Origin of the sequence: Micromonospora sp. NPDC049645 (genome assembly GCF_040675155.1) — a bacterium.
Lineage (GTDB): Bacteria > Actinomycetota > Actinomycetes > Mycobacteriales > Micromonosporaceae > Micromonospora.
Map to the genome: position 1 here is coordinate 207,544 of NZ_JBFAOI010000011.1, position 21,494 is coordinate 229,037.

The 21,494-nt window shown below is 71.3% G+C and carries 17 protein-coding genes and 2 pseudogenes; 5 read left to right on the forward strand and 14 right to left on the reverse strand.

From position 1 onward, the window contains the following. Position 1: 1 nt before the first annotated feature. The 6 genes from AB0J33_RS23800 to AB0J33_RS23825 all read right to left on the reverse strand — a co-directional run bounded on the left by AB0J33_RS23800 (position 2) and on the right by AB0J33_RS23825 (position 5,629). Positions 2-1,180 carry an ROK family protein gene (locus tag AB0J33_RS23800; protein WP_363616217.1) on the reverse strand — a complete coding sequence of 393 codons (1,179 nt, stop codon included), beginning with the start codon at positions 1,178-1,180 and terminating at the stop codon, positions 2-4. A gap of 308 nt (positions 1,181-1,488) precedes the next feature. Continuing rightward, positions 1,489-2,514: a YihY/virulence factor BrkB family protein gene (locus AB0J33_RS23805; protein WP_363616218.1), complete on the reverse strand. Its 1,026-nt coding sequence runs from the start codon at positions 2,512-2,514 to the stop codon at positions 1,489-1,491. Between the two features lie 64 nt (positions 2,515-2,578). After that, positions 2,579-3,388, reverse strand: a complete 810-nt coding sequence (locus tag AB0J33_RS23810; RefSeq protein ID WP_363616219.1) for an ABC transporter permease — start codon at positions 3,386-3,388, stop codon at positions 2,579-2,581. Positions 3,389-3,447: 59 nt separating this feature from the next. Then, positions 3,448-4,236 (reverse strand): ABC transporter permease, encoded by a 789-nt coding sequence (locus tag AB0J33_RS23815; protein ID WP_363616220.1) that lies wholly within the window; start codon positions 4,234-4,236, stop codon positions 3,448-3,450. Positions 4,237-4,658: 422 nt separating this feature from the next. Then, complete coding sequence (locus AB0J33_RS23820; RefSeq protein ID WP_363616221.1) at positions 4,659-4,850, reverse strand: DUF397 domain-containing protein; 192 nt, start codon at positions 4,848-4,850, stop codon at positions 4,659-4,661. Next, on the reverse strand, positions 4,841-5,629 hold the full coding sequence (locus tag AB0J33_RS23825; protein ID WP_363616222.1) for a helix-turn-helix transcriptional regulator: 789 nt from the start codon (positions 5,627-5,629) through the stop codon (positions 4,841-4,843). Before AB0J33_RS23825 ends, AB0J33_RS23820 begins: the two co-directional genes overlap by 10 nt. Positions 5,630-5,918: 289 nt before the next feature. On the opposite strand from AB0J33_RS23825, the gene AB0J33_RS23830 reads away from it, so the two are divergent. Then, positions 5,919-6,125, forward strand: a complete 207-nt coding sequence (locus AB0J33_RS23830; RefSeq protein WP_363616223.1) for a flavin reductase — start codon at positions 5,919-5,921, stop codon at positions 6,123-6,125. Between the two features lie 12 nt (positions 6,126-6,137). Here the strand turns inward: AB0J33_RS23830 and AB0J33_RS23835 are convergent, their stop codons facing one another. From AB0J33_RS23835 to dnaG, 4 genes and pseudogenes are all read right to left on the reverse strand, one after another. After that, positions 6,138-6,677 carry a hypothetical protein gene (locus AB0J33_RS23835; protein ID WP_363616224.1) on the reverse strand — a complete coding sequence of 180 codons (540 nt, stop codon included), beginning with the start codon at positions 6,675-6,677 and terminating at the stop codon, positions 6,138-6,140. Positions 6,678-6,845: 168 nt separating this feature from the next. After that, positions 6,846-7,778, reverse strand: coding sequence for an ABC transporter ATP-binding protein (locus AB0J33_RS23840; RefSeq protein ID WP_363616225.1), 933 nt, complete (start codon positions 7,776-7,778; stop codon positions 6,846-6,848). Positions 7,779-8,164: 386 nt separating this feature from the next. Next, a complete protein-coding gene (locus tag AB0J33_RS23845) occupies positions 8,165-8,698 on the reverse strand; it encodes a hypothetical protein (protein ID WP_363616226.1) in 534 nt (177 codons plus the stop codon). After that, a pseudogene (dnaG, locus tag AB0J33_RS23850) lies at positions 8,699-10,601 on the reverse strand (DNA primase). Positions 10,602-10,768: 167 nt separating this feature from the next. Between dnaG and AB0J33_RS23855 the strand changes: the two are divergent. Further along, entirely contained in the window at positions 10,769-11,920 is a 1,152-nt protein-coding gene (locus AB0J33_RS23855) for a low temperature requirement protein A (RefSeq protein WP_363616227.1), read from the forward strand. A 7-nt stretch (positions 11,921-11,927) separates the two neighbouring features. On the opposite strand, the gene AB0J33_RS23860 is transcribed toward AB0J33_RS23855, so the two are convergent. From AB0J33_RS23860 to AB0J33_RS23870, 3 genes are all read right to left on the reverse strand, one after another. Further along, complete coding sequence (locus AB0J33_RS23860; RefSeq protein ID WP_363616228.1) at positions 11,928-12,776, reverse strand: siderophore-interacting protein; 849 nt, start codon at positions 12,774-12,776, stop codon at positions 11,928-11,930. Between the two features lie 15 nt (positions 12,777-12,791). Then, on the reverse strand, positions 12,792-14,057 hold the full coding sequence (locus AB0J33_RS23865) for a deoxyguanosinetriphosphate triphosphohydrolase (protein WP_363616229.1): 1,266 nt from the start codon (positions 14,055-14,057) through the stop codon (positions 12,792-12,794). 101 nt (positions 14,058-14,158) lie between these two features. Beyond that, positions 14,159-14,512: a VOC family protein gene (locus AB0J33_RS23870; protein ID WP_363616230.1), complete on the reverse strand. Its 354-nt coding sequence runs from the start codon at positions 14,510-14,512 to the stop codon at positions 14,159-14,161. Positions 14,513-14,764: 252 nt separating this feature from the next. Between AB0J33_RS23870 and AB0J33_RS23875 the strand changes: the two genes are divergently transcribed. Continuing rightward, on the forward strand, positions 14,765-15,265 hold the full coding sequence (locus AB0J33_RS23875; protein WP_363616231.1) for a roadblock/LC7 domain-containing protein: 501 nt from the start codon (positions 14,765-14,767) through the stop codon (positions 15,263-15,265). A gap of 42 nt (positions 15,266-15,307) precedes the next feature. Here AB0J33_RS23875 and ppdK read toward each other — a convergent pair whose 3' ends face one another. Next, positions 15,308-18,043: a pyruvate, phosphate dikinase gene (gene ppdK, locus AB0J33_RS23880; protein ID WP_363616232.1), complete on the reverse strand. Its 2,736-nt coding sequence runs from the start codon at positions 18,041-18,043 to the stop codon at positions 15,308-15,310. Between the two features lie 369 nt (positions 18,044-18,412). Here ppdK and AB0J33_RS23885 point away from each other — a divergent pair, with 369 nt between their 5' ends. Together AB0J33_RS23885 and AB0J33_RS23890 are read left to right on the forward strand one after the other, a co-directional pair. Beyond that, the gene (locus tag AB0J33_RS23885; protein ID WP_363616239.1) at positions 18,413-20,041 is read left to right on the forward strand and encodes a beta-N-acetylhexosaminidase; all 1,629 of its coding nucleotides are present in this window, start codon (positions 18,413-18,415) and stop codon (positions 20,039-20,041) included. Between the two features lie 1,268 nt (positions 20,042-21,309). Then, positions 21,310-21,494 (forward strand): annotated as a pseudogene (locus tag AB0J33_RS23890) (phytochelatin synthase); the annotation flags it as partial.

Genomic DNA, 21,494 nt, shown 5'->3' on the forward strand with positions numbered 1-21,494 from the left:
TTCATGCGGCTTCCCCGAAGGCGACGTCGCTCGCGAGCACCGCCGCGCCGGTGACCCCGGCCCGACCGCCCAGCTCGGACAGGACGACGGGAAGGTTGCCGGTGGCCAGCGGCAGCGACCGGCGGTAGACCACACTGCGGATCTCGGCCAGCAGGATGTGCCCCAACTGGGCCAGCCCACCGCCGATCACGATCATTGACGGGTTGGTGAAGCTGACCAGGCCGGCGAGCACTCCGCCGACCCGACGTCCGCCGTCGCGGATCAACTGGATGCAGGTCACGTCGCCCTCGACGGCGCCCTCGGCGACGTCCAGGGCGGTCACCACACCGCGCAGAGCCAGCCGCTCGGCCAGGGCCGGCGACGCCCCGCTGCGGGCGGCGGCAGCGGCGTCCTTGGCCAGCGCGGCGCCGCTGAACAGCGCCTCCAGGCAGCCGACGTTGCCGCAGGAACACATCGGACCGTGCGAGTCGACCTGGATGTGGCCGATGTCGCCGGCACAGCCGTCGGTGCCCCGGTAGACCTCGCCGGTCAGGTAGATGCCGCACCCGATGCCGGTGCCGATCTTCACGAAGAGGAAGTCGTCCACCGAGTGCGCGACCCCACCGTGCCGCTCGCCGATCGCCATGATGTTGACGTCGTTGTCGACCACCGCCGGGCAGCCGTGCTCCCGGCTGAGCAACTCGCGCACCGGGTACCGGTCCCAGCCCGGCATGATCGGCGGTGAGACCGGTACGCCGTCGCGGAAGCTGACCGGGCCGGGCACGCCGATGCCGACCGCGTCCAGTCGCTCGTACGCGCCGTCGACCCGGGCCTTGTGCAGCAGCTCGTTGACCCGTTGCAGGGTCACCTTCGGGCCGTTGCGGATGTCGGCCACCTCGGCGTAGTGGGCCACCGGTTCGAGGCGGCCGTTGACCACCTCGACGTCCATCGAACTGGCACCGAGGTCGACGGCGGCGAAGCGGAGCTTCGGGTTCAGCTCGACCAGCGTCGAGCGACGCCCACCCCGGGACGCGGCGAGCCCCGCCTCGGCGACGTAACCCAGCGCGACCAGGCGATCCAGCTCGGCCAACATGCGCGGACGCGGCATCTGGAGCCGGTCACCCAGCTCGGCCCGGGACACGGCGCCCTCGTCGCGGAGCAACCGCAAGAGCCGCACGTGCAGGGGGTCGACCGTCCGCACCGGGAGCCCCCCTCTGAATTGGCATCGTTCACATCGACGCAATGCCGATGTGTTGTGTCCGACACAGTAGGAGCGTTCCACGCCGCCTGTCCAGAGCTTCAACCGTTCCGAGACCAACTTTTGTCCGAAAGAACAAAAGCTACTAGTCGATCAAGGAAAGAATCACCGGCTGCCCGCGCGCCCTTGCCCGCGGTGCCATCGACGGACACGAAATCGCCCCGCCAGCCGATCCGAGGTGGCGGGGCGATTGGCGCTGAGCCGGGGGCGGTTTCGGGCCGAGCCGGGCGGGACGGTCCCTGCCGGACCCGTCAGCGGCGGCCGGCGGAGTTGCGCTTCTTGCGGAGCTTGCGATCGTCGCGCAACTCGACGTAGGGCTCGTCGTCGACCGGGTGGCCGGCCGAGATCGCGCGACCCCGCTCCAACTCCGCGTCGAACTCGGCGCCGAGCAGGATCGCGATGTTGCTCAACCAGAGCCAGACCAAGAAGATGATCACCCCGGCCAGCGTCCCGTACGTCTTGTCGTAGGAGCCGAAGTTGCTCACGTAGAAGGCGAACAGGCCGGAGATCACCAGCCAGATCACCACGGCCAGCACACCCCCCGGGCTGACCCAACGGAAGCCGCCGTGCCGGGCGTTCGGCGAGGCCCAGTAGAGGATCGCGAACATCAGGCTGACCAGGATCAGCAGCATCGGCCACTTGGCGACGTCCCACACCGCGACCGCCGTCGAGCCGACCCCGATCACGTCACCGACCGACTCGGCGAGGCGACCGGTGAAGACCACGATCACCGCGCTGGCCAGCAGCAGCACCCCGATCACCGCGGTCACGCCGAGGCGGATCGGCAGGGTCTTCCAGATCGGCCGCCCCTCTGGCACGTCGTAGATGGTGTTCGAGGCCCGCATGAACGCGCCGACGTAACCGGAGGCGGACCAGAACGCCGCCACCAGACCGACGATCGCGGCGATGCTGGCGAGGCCACCGTTGCGATCCGCGGTGCCGATCGCGTCGGTGATGATCTGCCGGATGCTGCCGTCCGGCACCGCCTGGTTGACGGTGTCCGTGACGCCCTGGGTGGCGCTCTCACCCAACAGGCCGAGCAGAGAGATCAGCACCAGCACGCCAGGGAAGATCGACAGCACCCCGTAGTAGGTCAGGGCCGCCGCCCAGTCGGTCAGGCTGTCGTCCTGGAACTCGGTGATCGTCCGGCGCAGCGCCGCCGCCCAACCACTGCCGGGCAGGTCGGTGGGGCTGTCCGGCCCGGCGTCGGGCCCGACCGGCCCATTGGCGCGATCACGGTCACGTTCCCGCTGGGCGGAAGACTCGTCGGAGGCCATCGCCCCTCCTCCTGGTCGGCGGTGTCACCTCCGGACATGCCCCGCCGACGGGCACGAGTAACCCCTACTTGTAGAGCAACCTGCCCATCCGACGGGAGGCCACCAGCAGGCCGAGCGCCAGCATCGCCAGCAGGTAGAGCACGTCGAGCAGCCAGAGCCAGCCACCGCTGCCCAGCGTGACGCCGCGGATCAGGTGCACCGAGCGGTACAGCGGGGTGATCTCGACGAGCCAGTGCAGCACTGTCGGATACGCCTGCGCCGGCACGAAGGTGCCGGAGAAGAGGAAGAGCGTGAACTGCGCGGAACCCATCAGGTCGAAATCCTGCCAACTGCGCATGAAGGTGGAGATCGCCATGCCGAGCGCCCCGAACGCGAACCCGACCAGCACCGCGGCCGGGAGGGCGGTCAGCGCGCGGGCGACGCTGGTCAGATCCAGTGCGACCATCACCGCGAGGAACGCCGCCGAGTAGGCGCTGCCCCGCAGCATCGCCCAACCCAACTCACCCACGGCGATCTCGAACGGCCGTACCGGGGTGGCGATCACCCCGTCGTACAGCTTCATGTACTTCATCTTGCCGAAGAAGTTGAACGTGGTCTCCGCCAGCGCACCGGTCATCGCCGAGGAGGCGAGCATCGCCGGGGCCACGAAGGCGGCGTACGAGACCAGCCGCCCGTCGGGCAGCGGCAGGTCGCCGACCAGCGCCCCGACGCCCACCCCGATGGAGAGCAGGTATAGCAGCGGCTCCACGAAGCCGGAGAGCAGCACCAGCCAGTAGACCGACTTCAGCGCCGCGACGTTGCGCTCCAGCACCGACGCGGAACGCCGGGACGCGGCGGAGACGTCGACCAGCCGGGGCAGGATCAGCGTGACCACGACAGCCTCTCTGCTTGCTGTTCGGACGACGGGTTGCTCGTCAGACGACGAGTTGCTCTTCAGACGACGAGCTTGCGGCGGAACGCGCGCAGCGCCAACAACCAGCCGGCGACCGCCCAGCCGCCCAGGTAGAGCAGGTGCCCGACGATCGACCACTGCGGGGCGACACCGAGCGTGGCCGCGCGGCACAGGTCCACGGCGTGCCACAACGGCGTCAGGTACGCCAGCCAGCGCAGCGCCTCCGGCAGGGACTCGACCGGGAAGAACACCCCGGCGAAGAGCGTCGTCGGGATGACCGCGAACCGGAACAGCAGGGCCAGCCAGCTGTCGCTCGACACCGACGCCGCGTACGCGAAGGTCGGTGCGGCGACGGCCAGCCCGAGCAACGCCACCACCGGCAGGGTGGCCACCGCCCACGGCGAGCGCAACGCCCCGAACACACCGGTGACCAGCAGGAACGCCACGATCGTGAGGAGCACCCGGAACAGCACGAAGGCCAGGTGCCCGGCCACGATGTCAGCCACCCGCAGCGGCGACGCGCCCTGCGCGAAGTAGGTCTTGACCCACTGGAAGTTGCTGAACACCGGCCAGGTGGAGTCACCGACGGTCACCTGGAGCGCGGTCGAGGCGATCAGCCCGGGGACCAGCCAGTCGAGGTAACGCACCCCACCGACGCCCTGGTCGATGTAGGCGCCGACACCCAGCCCGAAGCCGAGGACGGTCAGCACCGGCAGCAGGAACGAGGAGAACACCCCGGCCCGCCAGGTGCGCCGCAAACCCACCAGGTAGTGCTCGAACACCGCCCACGCCGGCACCCATGGGAACCGCGCCGATCCCGTCACACTCACCAGACCACCCCGCCCCGCCGCGCCGGCCACCACGACCTGTCTACCTTTCGGGTACGACAGAACGCCGGCCACCCTACGACGACCCGGTCGACGTGTCGCCCGGGTTTCGCCGAGGTCGCCCTCGGCTCCCGCTCGTTGGGTCGACTCGGTGCGCGGGGCCGAGGCTCGCCGGCTCCGGCTCCGGCTCCGGCTGCGCTGCGGCTCCGGCTCCGGCTGCGCTGCGGCTGCGGCTGCGGCTGCGGCTGCGGCTGCGGACACCGACCCGGTGGGCCGACGGGGTGACCCAGCCGGTCACCGTCGGCAACCTTCGTCGGGGCAGATGCGGCATTGGGCGGTATGACTCAGAGGCATATTTATGCCTGTGAGGCATACCGCTCCTCGGCGGATCGACGGGGCGGGCCAGGCGGGCGCACCGCCGCCGTCTACCGGCCGGCGGCGTCGGACTCCATGAACGCGCGCCAGGCTTCGGGCGTGAAGACCAACACCGGACCGGTCGGGTCCTTGGAGTCACGGACGGCCACCAGCCCGGGCAGATTGCCGGCAACCTCCACACAGGCACCGCCACTGCCGTTGCTGCGGGTGCTCTTGCGCCACCGGGCGCCGGTCAGCTCCATGTCTCCGCCACTTCCGCGATCAGGTCGAGGGACTGCTGCTGCGATAGTGCCTCACCCCGGATCGACTCCCACACCTCGACCATCTGCCGCACATACTCGGACCGGTCGATCACCTGCCCGTGCCGCTGCCCGTCCAGGTAGACGACATCCTCACCGGTGGCTGCGGTGGCGATCACGAAGGGACCATCGAGCCCAGCGTACGCACCGGCGGACAGGGGTACGACCTGGATTCGGACCCGGGGCAGGGCAGAGCCGAGCTTCACCAGATGGCGCAACTGCTCGCACATCACCTCCAGCCCGCCGACGCGGCGGCGCAGCGCGTACTCGTCGACGACCAGGCTGAGCAGCGGCGGCCGGTCCCGGGTGAGCACGCCCTGCCGGTCGAGCCGGGCGGTCACCTGCTGCTCGACCTCGTCCGCCGCGAAGAGCCCGGCGCCGGCCAGGATGGCGCGGGCGTAACCCTCGGTCTGCACCAGGCCCGGCACGTAGAGCGGCTCGAACCACCGCAGCGCGGTGGTCTCCTGCTCGATGCCGGCCCAGTCGCGGAACCACGGCACCACGGCCTCGCGGCTGATCCGCCGCTGGATGCGTTCGAAACGACCGTCAGCCCTGAACACGGCATCACAGCGGCGGGCGAAGTCGAGACTCGGCCGGCGCTCGGACGTCTCCACCTTGGCGACCAACGCCCCGGAGTAGCTCAACGCCTCGGCCAGCGCCGCCTGGGACATCCCACCGGCGGCCCGAGCCAGCCGCAGCTCCTCGGCGAAGTGCTCCAGCATGGACGAACTCTCCACGGACAACCCCCGTACATCCTCGTACCGTGCCGGGCCGTTCGCCGTACGCCCTGGTCGTCGGCGTGCGGAACCTCCCACCGTAGTCGGACCTTCAGCAGACTGTCACGCAGCGGAACCGCTCACGGGATCGGACGGCGGGCGGAACCAGGCCGGGAGCGCCCCGTGACCCCCGATCCGGGGCGCTCCCTCCCCACCCCGACGGAGGTTCCCCCGTGCGACTCATCCGGTCGACTCGCGACGGCGGCGGGCACTGATGCCCCGGTACCGCCCACATGTGGCGGCCCGCCCTTCCTGGCGCTGCCGGGTCTGCGGCGCCGCGTGGCCCTGCTCGCCGGCCCGCCTGGCGTTGCTCGGCGAGTACCGCGAGAACCGGATCGGCCTGCTCGTCTACCTCGCCAGTCTGCATTGTGAGGCGGCCGGGGACCTCGCCGGGCACGACGGGCTGACCGACCGTTTCCTCAGCTGGGCCAGAGCCCGTTGATCCGTAATCGGGTCAGGCCGGTCGGTACCCGCGGACCAGCGCCTGTACGGCGTAACCGAGCAGCAGCACTCCCGCGCCGACGCCAACCACCAGGCCGGCGGAGACCGCCGAGGCGAGGCCGGTGACGAGCCCCGCCGCCGCCACGGCGCACAGGGCGAACCCGAGCGGCCGCAGCAGCGGGTCACGCAGGAGCGGGGCGAGCGGGAAGAAGTGCAGCCCGACCACCAGGCAGACCAGCACCGGGACGTACTCGGACCAGCCGGCGGCGATCAGCACGGCGGCACCCAGACCGGCGGCGGCGAATTCGGCGACGACGATGAGCAGGTACGGGCGGTCGGCGGCCCGGTTCCGAGGACTACCGACGCCCCGAAGCCGGGCCGACAGCACACCGCCCGCGACGGCGGTGAGCAGCGCGACGATGCTGCCCACCACGAGCAGGGCGCGCAGCGGTTGCCCGGCCGCCGGCACACCGAACCAAACCATCGCGAAGATGCCCAGGTAGAGAGCGGTCAGCCCGGCCTGACGTCGGTTGGCGGTCACCAGATCGGACATGAAACTCCCTTGAGGTACGAAGGCGGCTTGATCGACCCAGCTTTCTTGATCGACTCGGCTTTCAGGAAATCGGGTTGTCCGACCCGCCGCGTCACCCCGACTTTCAGGAAGCCGAGTGGATTGTGACGAGCGCGGGACGATCCGCCGGAAATGTCGCGACCGAGGCGGTCAGTCGACCAGGGTGCGGCCGGTCAGGTGCAGGAAGACGTCCTCCAGGCTGCTGCGGCGGACCAGCACGTTGACCGGCTGGAGCCCCAACGCGGCGACCTCGGCGACCGCCGCGTCGCCGTCGGGCACGTAGAGCAGGATCCGGTCGGGCAGCACCTCGACCCGCTCCCCCAGCCCGTCGAGCTTGCCGGCGAACGGCTCCTGCGACTCGGCGGCGAAGCGCAGCTCGACCACCTCGCGGGTCGAGTGCTGCTCGATCAGCGCTCGGGGCGAGCCCTCCGCGACGATCCGCCCGCCGTCCATCACCACCAGCCGGTCACAGAGCTGCTCGGCCTCGTCCATGTAGTGCGTGGTGAGCACCAGCGTGACGCCCTGCTGCTTGAGCCGGAACAGCCGCTCCCACACCAGGTGCCGGGCCTGCGGGTCGAGGCCGGTGGTCGGCTCGTCGAGCAGCACGATCTCCGGATCGTTGACCAGCGCGCGGGCGATGGTCAACCGGCGCTTCATCCCACCGGAGAGCGGCTCGACCTTGCTGTCGGCCCGCTCGGTGAGCTGGACGAAGTCGAGCAGCTCGGCGGCACGCTCCCGGGCCGCCCGGCGGGAGATGCCGAAGTAGCGCGCGTAGACGGTCAGGTTCTCCCGGACGGTCAGCTCCGGGTCGAGATTGTCCAACTGCGGGCACACACCGAGGCGCGCGCGGATCGCCGGCCCGTCGGCCACCGGATCCATGTCGAGGATGCGCAGCTCACCCCCGCTGGGCGGGGAGATGCAGCCGACCATCCGCATGGTGGACGACTTGCCCGCGCCGTTGGGGCCGAGGAAGCCGAACGCCTCACCCGGGCGGACCTCGACATCGATGCCGTCCACGGCGGTGAAGTCGCCGAACCGCTTCACCAACCCACGAGCCTCAATCATTGGTCGCCCCGAAGTCACCGCCCGACCCTAACCGCCGGGTCCGACAGCCCTCCACGCAAATACCCCGCCCGCGCCACCAACCCCCCACCCCACCCCCACCCCCACCCCACCAACGACGGAACCCACCCGGCATCACCAAAAGTGCAAGATCGCCCCCAGCCACTCCCTCGCCCGTCGATCATGGAGTTATGGTGCCGGGTTTCACCCCAGCAAGATGTTTTGTCACCCACCACAACTCCATGATCGACGGGGCGGGCCGGGCCGGGGCGGGGCGGGCCGGGCCGGGGCGGGCCGGGCCGGGGCGGGCCGGGGCGGGCCGGGCCGGGGCAGGGCGAGGCAGGCCGAGGCAGGCCGGGGTAGGGCCGGGAGCGGGAGAGGGCGGGGCGGTTAGTCGGGCGGGGCGGTTAGTCGGGCGGGGCGGTGGCGGCGCGGGCCACGCCGACCAGGCGGTCGGTCTCGGCGAGCAGGGCCTCGTCGTCCGCCGGGGTGCCGGGGTCGAGTCGGACCGTCCAGGTCAGACCGTCGACCCCGGCGACGCGCCGGGCCGCGACCCGTGCCGCGCCGCCGGGCACCGGCTGGTGCTCGGTGTACGCGACCGAGCGGGTCACCCGGGCTCGCACCTGGTGCGGCAGCTCCCCCGGGTCGAGCAGCAGGTACGTCTCGGCCGGGCCGTCGGCGACCATCGTGTAACCGTCCCGTTCGACGACGGGCTCGGCGGGCGTGACGGTCAACTCTCGGCCGGACCAGACCGCCTTGAGGATGGTGTGCCAGCCGAGCCGGTGCCCGCGACCCGGCAGCCACAACCCGAGGTTGGTGGCGACCACCACCCCGTCGCCCTCGCCGTTGCCGGCGGCGGCCCACGCCAACACCCGCTCGTCGGCGGTCAGCGGCGGCCGGTCGGCCGGTGGCAGCTTCGGTTTGCGGCTGAACAGTCCCATCTAGAGCCCTCCCGCGGCCTGCTCGCGCAGCGCTCGGGCGTGCTGCTCCAGGGAGAGCAGCTCACCGAAGGCGGCGAAGTACTCGTCCTTGTTGTTGACCGGGTTGATCCGCTGGATGCGTGACTTGAGGTCCCGGACCCGGGCGGTCACCGACCCGAACTGCACCCGGGCCATGGTGATCGACACGTAGCGCGGGTCCGCTTCGCCGTCGATCCGCAGTGGTTCGACAGCCAACTCACCGACCAGCGCGGCGGCCGCCAGGTCGTCGCAGGCGTCGCGGACCGACTCGATCCAGACCGCGCCGCCGGTCGCCGACGCGGCACCGCCGGCCGCCGTGATGGCCGTACGCACCGCGACGTGCACCGGGTGGCGGTATTCGGTGGCTTCGACCGCGTCGAACATCGGCCCGGCCAGGACCGGCTGCTGGAGGGCGAGTTTCAGCGCCTCCCGCTCGACCATCGACTGCGGGCTGTCCACTGCGGGCTCGGGGCGGGCCGAGGTGGGCCGGGCGGCGGGGGCGGCGTCGCGGTTGCCCGATGGTGGGGTGTTGGCGGCGGCGAGCACCGCGCGTTGCACCGGCTCGATCTCCATGCCGAGGTCCATGGCGAGCTTGCGGACGTACTCGGGGCGTTTTTCCCGGTCCTTGAGTCGCGCGACCAGCGGCGCGGCGTGCCGCATCGCCTCGACCCGGCCGTCGACGGTGTCCAGGTCGAAACGGCCGATCACGTGCCGCAGCGCGAAGTCGACAAGTGGCTCGCGGCGGGCGACCAGATCACGCACCGCGAGGTCGCCCTTGGCGAGCCGCAGATCGCACGGGTCCATGTTGTCCGGGCTGACCGCGATGAACGTGCGCCCGACGAACCGCTGGTCGTCCTCGAAGGCGCGCAGCGCGGCCTTCTGCCCGGCGGCGTCACCGTCGAAGGTGAAGATGATCTCGCCGGCCACCTCGTCGCTGTCGAACAACAGCCGCCGCAGGACCGAGATGTGGTCCGCGGCGAAGGCGGTGCCGCAGGTCGCCACCGCCGTGGTGACCCCGGCGAGGTGGCAGGCCATCACGTCGGTGTAACCCTCGACGATCACCGCCCGACCCTGCTTGGCGATCTCCCGCTTGGCCTGGTCGATGCCGTAGAGGACGTGTGACTTCTTGTAGATCGGCGTCTCGGGGGTGTTCAGGTACTTCGGGCCGTCGTCGTCGTCGAAGAGCTTGCGGGCGCCGAAACCGATCACGTCACCGGCGAGGTCGCGGATCGGCCAGAGCAACCGGCGGCGGAACCGGTCGATCAGGGTGCCGGAGCGGGCCTCCCGGGACAACCCGGCCGTGACCAGCTCCTGGTGGGTGAAGCCCTGCTGGCGCAGGTGCTTGGTGAGCAGGTCCCACCCGTCCGGCGCGAAGCCACAGCCGTAGCGTTCGGCGGCGGCCCGGTCGAACCCCCGTCGGGCGAGGAACTCCCGTGCCGGCCGGGCGCCGGCGGTGCCGAGTTGCGCCCGGTAGAACTCGACCGCGGCGGCGTGCGCGGCGACCAGGCGCTGCCGCTGACCCTGCTGCGGGCGGGGGCGCGGGGTGCCCTTGTCGTCCTCGATGTAGCGCAGCTGGATGCCGGCGCGGCCGGCCAGCCGCTCGACCGACTCCACGAAGCTGAGGTGGTCGGCGTCCATCAGGAACTTGATCGCGTCGCCGCCGGCCCCGCAGCCGAAGCAGTACCAGACGTTGCGGGCCGGAGAGACGTTGAACGACGGGCTCTTCTCGTCGTGGAACGGGCACAGCCCCTTGAGGTTGCCGCCACCGGCGGACTTCAGGGTGACCGTCTCGGAGATCACATCCCCGATCGAGGTGCGTTCCCGGACCAGTGCGATGTCCTCGTCCCGGATCCGCCCAGCCATGCGCCACCCCCTCGCCGTACATCCTGCCCTGCCGGACCGACGACACGCCGGCCGGGGGACGCGGGTGTGGCGGCGACCGCTGTCGGCTGGGCGGTTCCGGCCCGCGGGCCGGGCCCGCCCGGGGACCATGACCAGATGCGCAGGGTACGAACCGGAGCCCCCCGCCTGCCGAGATGGTTGGCCACTCGGATGGGGCTAGGCGAACTGACCCCGCAGGCCGACGAGGCCGGCCACCGCCACGCCACCTGGCTGGAGCTGTTCCTCGACCTCATCTTCGTGTACGCGTTGGCGGCGGTGGTGGCGCGGCTGGGTAACGAACCGAGCCCGTCGCCGACGGCCGTGGTGGCCGTGATCGGGCTGTTCGTGGTGATCCAGTGGGCCTGGATCGGGCAGGTCTACTACGACACCCGGTTCGACCCGGACGACGCGCTGCACCGGGTGCTGGTGCTGATCGCGTTGATCGGCGCGGGCGCGATGACCCTCGGCGTCGACGAGGTTCCGGAGAGCGTGCTCCTGCCGATCGGGTACCTGATCGTGCGGGGCGTGCTGCTCCTGCTCTACCTGCGTGCCCGTCCGACCAGCCCGATGGCTCGGATGGTGACGACGGTCTACCTGATCGGCTTCGGGTCGGGCTGGCTGATCTGGCTGGTGTCGCTGACCGCCCCCACCGAGCTGCGCCCGGTCCTGTGGATCATCGCGATGGTCATCGAACTGTCCACCCCCTGGGTCGGTCTGCGCTGGCTCAACCGCTGGCCGGTGGACAACCGGCACCTGCCGGAACGGATCGGACAGTTCACCATCATCGTGCTGGGTAGCGCCCTGGCCAGCCTGCTCTTCGCGGTGCCGGACCACCCTCCGCCCCACATGATCCTCACCGCCGCGCTGGCCTTCCTGATCCCGGCCGCCGTCTGGTGGGTCTACACCACCTTCGTCACCACCCGCCTGACCCAGCGGCGGCTGCGCGGCGGACAGGCGTACAGCTACCTGCACGTTCCGCTCGGCGGTTCGCTGCTGCTGCTCGGTTGGGCGCTCGGGCAGGTGGTGCGGCTGGTCGATGCCAACGCGACCCGGCTGCCGCTGGAGCTGCGGCTGCTGCTCGGCGCGTCGATGGTGGTGTGGACGGCGTGCGGGCTCGGCCTGTACTGGCTGTGGGCGCGACCGAGCGCCGCCCGGTTGGCGATCGCCGCCTACGCGGTGGCCTCGATCACCCTGGTCACCACGCTGGTGCACCGACCGAGGCTGATGCTGGCGCTACTCGCCCTGGCCATCGTCGGGTACGCCGTCATGGTCAGCCGGCGCCTCGTCCGGGCCGGCCAGGAGGAGAACACGCTCGAGGGATGAGCGGCGCTCAGGCCGCCGCGGCAGCCTCCGGGACGGTCGTCTCCTCGGCTACCACCTGCTGGTTCCAGTCGGCCTTGGTGGAGCGCCAGCCCTCGTCGTCCATGCCACGCCGCCAGTAGCCGGAGATGGAGAGCCGATCGAGGGGTACGCCCCGCTCGCCGCGCAGCAGCCGGCGCAGGTCCCGGACGAAGGCGGCCTCGCCGTGCACGAACGCGTGCACCCGGCCGGCCGGGAACTCCAACGCCCGCACCGCCGCGACCAGCGCCTCGCCCACCGGGCGTTCGCCGCGATGCAGCCAGGTCACCTCGATCGCACCGGGGCTGAGCAGCTTCTGCTCGTCCGCCGGGTCGGCGATCTCCACGAAGACGTGCGCCGGGGCACCCAGTGGCAGCCGCTCGCACGCGGCGGCGATCGCCGGCAGGGCGCTCTCGTCACCGACCAGCAGATGCCAGTCCGCGTCCGGGCTCGGGGCGTACGCCCCGCCGGGGCCGACGAAGTGCACCGGATCGCCGGGGCGCAGCGCGGCGGCCCACGGACCGGCCAAACCCTCGTCGCCGTGGTGGACCACGTCGACGGTCAACTCCCCGGCCAGCGGGTCCCACCGCCGCACCGTGTACGCGCGCAGCCGGGGCCACTGCTCCCGAGGCAGGTCCCGCCGGATCGCGGCGAGATCCAACGGCTGCGGGTACGCGACACCCGACTGCGGGAACACCACCTTGATGTAGTGGTCGGTGAACTCGCCCACCGGCAGGCCGGTGAGTTCCTCCCCACCGAGGACGAGCCGGATCAGATGCGGGGTGGGCCGCTCGGTGCGCAGCACCCGGGCCGAGGTGACGTTCCTGGAGCGTTCCGTCATACCAGTTAGGCTAGCCTAAGCTGACGCGTGATCGGTCGGCGGTGCACCGTCGCCGACCAGCCGGGTGTGCCAGGTCACCGCCGCCGAGTCGGTGAGGGAAGCGACCTGGTCGATGACCACCCGCAGCCGGGCCGCGTCGTCCGGTGCGCCCCGCCACAGCGGCGCGAAGATCGGGTCGAGCCCCTCCGGCGCGCGCCGGACCAGCGCGGCGACCAGCTCGGCCAGCATCGTGCGCTGCCGCTCGTAGCGGCCCCGGAACCCGCTGCGACGCATCACGTACCGCAGTGCGATGCCCTTGAGCAGGGCGCACTGCGCCCGGACCAGTCGGGGCACCACCAGGTCGGCGCCGTAGCGACGGTGCGGGCCCGGACCGAAACGCTCCTCCGTGGCAGCGACCGCCGCGGCCACGAACAGCCCGGTCACCCCGCTGGTGGTGGCCTTCAACGCGACCTGCGCGCGATGACTCCCGTCGTACCCGACGAGCGGGGCGAGCAGCGGGCCGGCCAGCAGATCCACCAGCACCTCGGCCAGGTCGTCCGCGGACTCCCCGGAATAGGCGACGGCCACGTCGGCGCAGAGCGCCGCGCGCTCGTCGGCGTCGCCGAGCAGCGGGTGCAGGGTGACGTACCCGCCGTGAATGCCGTCCTCCACGTCGTGCACCGAGTACGCGACGTCGTCGGCCCAGTCCATCACCTGGGCCTCCAGGCAGCGCCGGTCACCGGGCGCGCCGGCGCGGATCCAGTCGAAGACGGCTGCGTCGTCGGCGTACACCCCGAACTTGCGCTCCCCCGGCCGACGCGGCCAGGGGTACTTGCCGATCGCGTCGAGCGACGCCCGGGTCAGGTTCAGCCCGGCGGACGAGCCGTCCGAGGCGAGCACCTTCGCCTCCAGCCGGGTCAACACCCGCAACGTCTGCGCGTTGCCCTCGAAGCCACCGCACGGCGTGGCGAGCAGGTCCAGGGCCGCCTCGCCGTTGTGCCCGAACGGCGGATGCCCCAGGTCGTGAGCCAGCCCCGCGACGTCCACCACGTCCGGGTCGCAGCCCAGCCGGGCACCCATCTCCCGGGCGATCTGCGCCACCTCCAGCGAGTGCGTCAGCCGCGTACGCAGGAAGTCGTCGGTGCCGGCGGTGTGCACCTGGGTCTTGGTGGCCAGTCGGCGGAACGCGGCCGAGTGCAGCACCCGGGCCCGGTCGCGCTCGTACGGCGACCGGCGGTGCCCGGTGTCCTTGGGCGGCTCTTCGACCAACCGCGCGTCCGCCGCCCCCGGCTCACTCCTCACGCAGCCGCCGCTGTTCGCGACTGCGGGGCTCGCAAAACCGGCTCACTCCTCGCGCTCACAAGGCTGCTGTTGTTCGCGACTGCGGGGCTCGCAAAACCGGCTCACTCCTCGCGCTCACGCAGGACGCAGAACTCGTTGCCCTCGGGGTCCGCCAGCACCGTCCACTCGACGTCGCCCTGACCGATGTCGACGTGCCGGGCGCCCATGTCGACCAGGCGTTCGACCTCGGCCTCCTGGTTGGCCGGGCGCAGGTCGAGGTGCAGCCGATTCTTGCGCTCCTTGCCCTCGGCCACCGGGCCGAAGAAGAGCGCGGGTCGCTGGTCCGGGGACTGGCGGATCTCCACGCCGCCCGGCTTCTCGGTGACGATCTGATAGCCGAGCGCCTCGGCCCACCAACGGGCCAGACGGGCCGGATCGCGGGCGTCGACAGTCAGGCTCTCCCAGACGCTGGTCATTCAGTCACCCTTCCCGTTCGGCGCCGTGCCCAATCGGCCGTGTGGCGAGCGAGCCAAGATTACGCCCGGTACGGCCGCTCGACCGGGCCGCGACGCATCGATGAGGGGCACACAACCACCGATTGGCCCGCAGTTGTCAACCGATCGCCGAGGGTTACGGGCTCGCGGCCGGAAGTGGCCACCGGTAGCGTTCCCAGCGCGGAACGTGACCAGCCGACTGACACGCAGAGCCGACCGGTGGGGGTAACGCTCGTGGACGCAGACACGGTGATGGGAACGGAGCTACGCGGGCTGCGCCAGCGCCGACCCGACATCGCCGGCACGGTGCTGGCCGGCACCGACGGACTGCTCATCTCCAGCGATTTACCCAGCACCGACGCCACCCATCTCGCCGCGCTCGCGGCGGCCAGTTTCGGGCTGGGGCACCGGGTGGCCGACACCGTCCGGCGCGGCGAGTTCCGGGAGTCGGTGGTGTGCACGACCGCCGGCTGCGTGGTGACCTACCCGGCCGGGCGCAGCGCCCTGCTGACCCTCGTCACCGTGTCGGCGCCGGAGGATCTGGGAGCGTTGCACGAGGAGGCACGCGCCGTGGCCCGTCGGGCGGGTTCGTTGCTGGACGTTCGCGGCGGGGGCATCGGCGCGACCGCCGTTCCGGACGCGCACGCCCCGCTGGCCACGCGTACCCCGATGGCGACCCTGCCGGCGCAGTTGCGCCGCTCGTCCCGACCCACCTGGCGTCGTCCGCCGATCTGAGCGCCGGCGGCGGCCGGGTGACCGCACCGCCGCCGGCGTGCGTCAGCGACTGTCCGACCCACCGCTCTCCACGACCGCCCGACCGGCCTCCAGCCGCGCCACCGGCACCCGGAACGGCGAGCAGGACACGTAGTCCAGGCCGACCTCGTGGAAGAAGTGCACCGAGTCCGGGTCACCCCCGTGCTCACCGCAGATGCCGAGCTTCAGCCCGGGCCGGGCGGCCCGACCCTCTTCGGCGGCGATCCGCACCAGCCGGCCCACGCCGTCGCGGTCGATCGACTCGAACGGCGAGATGCCGAAGATGCCCAGCTCCAGGTACCGCCAGAAGAACGCGCCCTCGACGTCGTCGCGGGAGAAGCCCCAGCCCATCTGGGTCAGGTCGTTGGTGCCGAAGGAGAAGAACTCGGCCGCCTCGGCGATCTGCCCGGCGGTCAGCGCCGCCCGGGGCACCTCGATCATGGTGCCGATCAGCACCTCGACCCCGCTGTCCCCGACCACCTCGGCGATGATCTTCTCGGCTTCGGCGCGGACCGTCTCCAGCTCTTGCACGGCCCCGACCAGCGGCACCATGATCTCCGGCTTCGCCACGCCACCGTCGCGGGCGCAGCTGACCGCCGCCTCGGCGATGGCCCGGACCTGCATCGCGAACAGACCGGGGATGACCAGGCCGAGGCGTACCCCTCGCAGCCCGAGCATCGGGTTCTCCTCGTGCATCCGCCGGACGGCGGCCAGCAGCGCCTCCTCCTTGGCCACGTCCTCGCCGCGCTCCTGGGCGACCGCCACGTTGACGGCGAGCTGCTCCAGCGGCGGCAGGAACTCGTGCAACGGCGGGTCGATCAGCCGGACGGTGACCGGCAGGCCGTCCATCTCCCGGAAGATCGCTTCGAAGTCGGCTCGCTGCAACGGCAGCAACGCCGCCAGTGCCGCCTCCCGCTCCCCCTCGGCCCGCGCCAGGATCAGCCGCTCGACCAGCTCCCGCCGATCGCCGAGGAACATGTGCTCGGTGCGGCACAACCCGATGCCCTCGGCGCCGAAGCGCCGGGCTCGGGCGGCGTCCGCACCGGTGTCGGCGTTCGTGCGGACCGCGAGCCGCCGCTTCCCGTCGGCGTGCGTCATGATCCGGTGTACGGCCCGAACCAGCGCGTTGTCGATGTGCTCGGGGTCGAGGCTGCCCTCGAAGTACTGCACGACCTCGGAGGGCATCACCGGCACCTCGCCGAGGTAGACCTTGCCGGTGGTGCCGTCGATGGAGACCACGTCGCCCTCGGTGACGGTCTGCCCGGCCACGGTGAACCGCTTCGCCGGCACGTTCACCTCGATCTCGTCGGCGCCGGAGACGCAGGTCTTGCCCATCCCCCGCGCCACCACCGCGGCGTGGCTGGTCTTGCCGCCGCGCGAGGTGAGGATGCCCTTCGCGGCGATCATGCCGTTCAGGTCGTCCGGGTTCGTCTCCCGGCGCACCAGGATCACCGACTCACCCTCGGCGGCCAGCTCGACGGCCCGCGCGGAGGTGAAGACCACCTTGCCGGACGCCGCGCCGGGCGAGGCACCGATGCCCTTGGCGACCGGCTGGAAGTCGTGGTCGAGCTGGAAGCGGGGGAACATCAGCTGGGCCAGTTGCGCGCCGTTGACCCGGTGCAGCGCCTCGTCCAGGTCGATCAGGCCCTCGTCGACGAGTTGCCCGGCGATGACGAACGCGGCGGCGGCGGTGCGCTTGCCGACCCGGGTCTGCAACATCCAGAGCTTGCCGCGTTCGATGGTGAACTCGATGTCGCAGAGGTCCTTGTAGTGCTCCTCCAGCCGGGCCATGATCGACAGCAGCTCGTCGTAGGAGGACTTGTCCATCTGCTCCAACTGTTGCAGCGGCACGGTGTTGCGGATGCCGGCGACGACGTCCTCGCCCTGGGCGTTGGCCAGGTAGTCGCCGTAGATGCCCTGGGCGCCGCTGGCCGGGTCACGGGTGAACGCGACCCCGGTGCCGGAGTCGGGGCCGAGGTTGCCGAAGACCATGGTCACCACGTTGACCGCGGTGCCGAGGCTGGCCGGGATGCGCTCCTGGCGGCGGTAGAGCACCGCGCGTTCGGCGTTCCACGACTCGAAGACCGCGCGGATGGCCAGGTCGAGCTGTTCACGCGGCTGCTGCGGGAACTCCCGACCGGTGTGCTTCAAGAAGATCTTCTTGTACGCGTCGACCAGCCCCCGCAGGTCGTCGGCGTCCAGATCCAGGTCGTTGTGGGTGCCCTTGGCGTTCTTGGCCTCGTCGAGGGCGTGCTCGAACTCCTCGCCCGGCACCTCGCAGACGGTCTTGCCGAACATCTGGATGAGCCGGCGGTAGGAGTCCCAGGCGAACCTGTCTGCGCCGCCGGAGGCGGCCTTGCCGGCCGAGCCGCCCGCCTGTCGTGCGAGTCCTTCCACGCTCTGGTCGTTGAGACCGACGTTGAGGACTGTCTCCATCATGCCGGGCATGGAGAACTTGGCACCGGAGCGGACGGAGACCAGCAACGGGTCCTGCGGATCGCCGAGGCTCTTGCCCATGGCGCGTTCCAGCGCTTCCAGGTGCGCCTCGATCTGACCGGCCAGCCCGTCCGGTTCCCGTCCCGTCGCGAGGTACGCCTGGCACGCCTCGGTGGTGATGGTGAAGCCGGGCGGGACGGGCAGGCCCAGGTTGGTCATCTCGGCGAGGTTGGCCCCCTTGCCGCCGAGCAGGTCCTTGAGATCCTTGTTGCCTTCGGAGAAGTCGTAGACGTACTTGTGATCGACGGTCTCTTGCGCTGCCACCAGAGCCTCCACAACACACGCGCCGGATTGACACTTAACGAAGGTTCAGTTTTCTTCTTCCCCGGGACGGACCACCGGTAATCCCGGGGTCGACGCCGTTCGGTGGGCGAAGGTTAAGCGAACATCGAGCGACCTGGGCCCGTTCGGTGACAATTGGCACAGCTATCACGACTATCCGTGTTCGTACCGGTTTTTGGGAACGCTTCCATGCGCACCATCACGCATCCCGGCCGAGCGTCGTACGCTTGACGCCACGCCAGCCGGTGAACCTCACTTTTGCCATAACCGACGCGAATACACCCCCTCGGAGTCGCCGCCGTGTCGACCACCCCCTCCCCCGGCCCCACCGCCGCCCCCGCCACCGGCGGGGTGCCGCTGCCGGCGCGGGAACCGGACGCGGCCACGCTGGCCCAGGCCGCCGAGCGGGCGGCGGGCAACCTGCTCGCCCCGTCGGCCCCGCACCGGCTGGCCGACGTCGTCCCCGCGCCGCGGCAGGTCCAGCCGGACCCGACCGAAGACTGGACGCTGCCCGCCGAAGCGGTCATCGTGGCCACCGCCGACCCCGCCGCGCTGGCGGTCGCCGAACAGCTCGCCCAGCTTCTGCGTCCGGCCACCGGCTACCCGCTGCCGGTCACCGACGCCACCGCGCCGGAGCCCGCCGGGGGCGTCGCGCTGGTGCTGGACGACACCGCCGGCCTCGACGCGGAGGGCTACCGGCTGGACATCACCACCGATGGGGTACGCGTCACCGCGAGCACCGCCGCCGGCCTCTTCTACGGCGTGCAGACGCTGCGCCAGCTGCTGCCAGCGGCGATCGAGAGCCCCGTTCCGGTCACCGCACGCTGGGCGGTGCCCGGCGGGACCATCACCGACGCGCCCCGGTTCCCCTACCGGGGCGCGATGCTCGACGTCGCACGGCACTTCTTCTCCGTCGACGACGCGTTGCGGGTGCTCGACCACCTGGCCCGCTACAAGCTCAACCACCTGCACCTGCACCTCACCGACGACCAGGGTTGGCGGATCGCGGTCGACTCCTGGCCGAAGCTCACCACCATCGGCGGGACGACCGAGGTCGGCGGCGGCCCCGGCGGGCACTACACGAAGGCCGACTACACGCGGATCGTCTCCTACGCGGCTGCCCGCCACATCACCGTCGTCCCGGAGATCGACCTCCCCGGGCATACCAACGCGGCGTTGGTCGCGTACCCGGAGCTGGCACCCGACAAGGTCGCGCCGCCGCCGTACACCGGCACCGAGGTCGGCTTCAGCTACGTCGACCCGGCAAACGAGCGGACGTACGAGTTCGTCACCGACGTACTTCGCGAGGTGGCCGCGCTCACCCCCGGCCCGTGGTTGCACATCGGCGGCGACGAGGCGTTCAAGGTCAAGGACGAGGTCTACACCGGTTTCGTGGAGCGGGCCCAGCGCATCGTGGCCGACCTCGGCAAGACCGTCGTCGGCTGGCACCAGCTCGCGCCCGCCGCCCACCTCGACGGGCGGGTCCTGCAGTGGTGGGGCACCAACGGCGAGGATCCCGCCACCCTCGACGCGGTCCACCGGGGCTCCCGACTGATCCTCTCCCCCGGCAACCACGCCTACCTGGACATGAAGTACGCCCCGGACACCCCGATCGGGCACGACTGGGCCGGCCTCATCGACGTCCGCAAGGCGTACGACTGGGATCCGGGCACACACGTCGCCGGCGTACCGGCCGAGGCCGTGCTCGGTGTGGAGGCCCCGCTCTGGACCGAATCGGTCACCTCGCTGGCGAACATCGAGCTCCTGCTCCTGCCCCGCCTGCCGGCCATCGCCGAGCTCGGCTGGTCACCCCGGGAAACCCACGACTGGGCCGACTTCCGCGACCGCCTGGCCGCCCAGGGCCCGCGCTGGACCACAGCCGGCATCACCTACCACCGCGCGCCCGAGATCCCCTGGTCGGCCAATCCGTCCATCCCGGCCCAGCGCAATCTGCCACAAACCGACACCGCCACGCCCTGAGCCCCCGAGGTGAGACAGGTCCACCCGGCCCCTTGATCCAGCAGGCGTAACGCCCAGCGGCCCGAGAGTCGCCCCGGACCGCAGTGGGCCCGACAGCCCACCCGGACCAAAGTGGGCCCGACAGCCCCACCCGGACCGAAGTAGGCCCGACAGTCCACCCGGACCGGGGTAGGCCCGAGAGTCACACCCGACCCGACCCCAGTCGCACCCGGACCGCAGTGGGGCCCGGGGGTCGCACCACCGCCCTGCTGGGCGACCCAAAGACCGAGTCGCGCAGGCCGCCGCCGGCCCAGGTGACGCGGCTGCCCCTCGCTGTCGGCGCGTCGCCTCCGCCGCCCGGCCCGGACGCCCGCCGGTCGGCGGCAGGTTCCCGTTGAGCGTTATGACACACCGGCATAAATATGCCTGTGTGTCATAACGCTCCTCGCGGTGTCCGCGCGCCCACGGCCGATCCCCCGCTGCGCGTCAACACGCTGACTTGTCCCGTTCGCCCAATGATGGGTGGCAGTGCCGCGCAATGATGGGCGACGGCCGCGTCGCGCGATGATCGCGCTCGATCCTTGTTGTAGTGGCCTCACCTCTCGGGGAGGGGCCTCTTTCCTGGGTCAAGCACGATCTTGGGTGGCCACGGAGTTCGGTTGGCCACGGCAGGACGGTCCGGCCGGCACAGGCCGACCCGACCGGCACAGGACGACCCGGCCGGCACTGGACGGTCGAGGACGACACCCGATGGTGGTCTGACCGAGTTGTTGCCAGGCCAGACCGAACGGTGCCGCCGCGAAGGCTTCGCTCACACCGCCGTTTTGCTCTGGGTGGGGTCCACCGGTAAAGACGGGATTGTCCGGTTGTCGCCGCCTTGAGCAGATCGCGTGTCGTTCACCCACCGGGCTGCGGATTAGCACTGGGCAAGCTGAGTATTTGTCTGGTTTGGCTGGTGATGTCGGGTGGTCGGGGGCACCCCGACGGCGGAATCGGCGGCCGGGCGGGGTCGTTATACCTGACAGGCCACGCCGCCAGTCGCCGTAACGAGCGGCCCCGCCGGGAACACCCGACCGGCCGGCCTGGTTACCTCCCCGGCACGGCCGAGCACCAACGGTCGACCCCCCGGGGCCGGCGGAATGACCCGCCGCACCGAACGGTTACACCCTGTCCCGACGCCGACCCCGCTCAACGGGTCGCCGGGCAATCCCCTTCGAACTTTCCCCGCACCGACGCGCACCCCCCGAATGTCGTGCGGGCACCCCCGACAGGCAGAGGAGCACGCCATCATGCGTACCGATCTGATTCGTAAGACCGCCCTGACCGCTGCTGGCCTCGCGTTCACCGGTGGGGCCATCGCCGGTCCCGTCACCGCCGCGTACGCGGCGTCGGACGCCAAGCCGGCCACCCAGACCCAGACCCAGGGCGACCGCAAGGGCGGCCACGGTGAGCGTCAGCTCGGCGTGCGCTACGA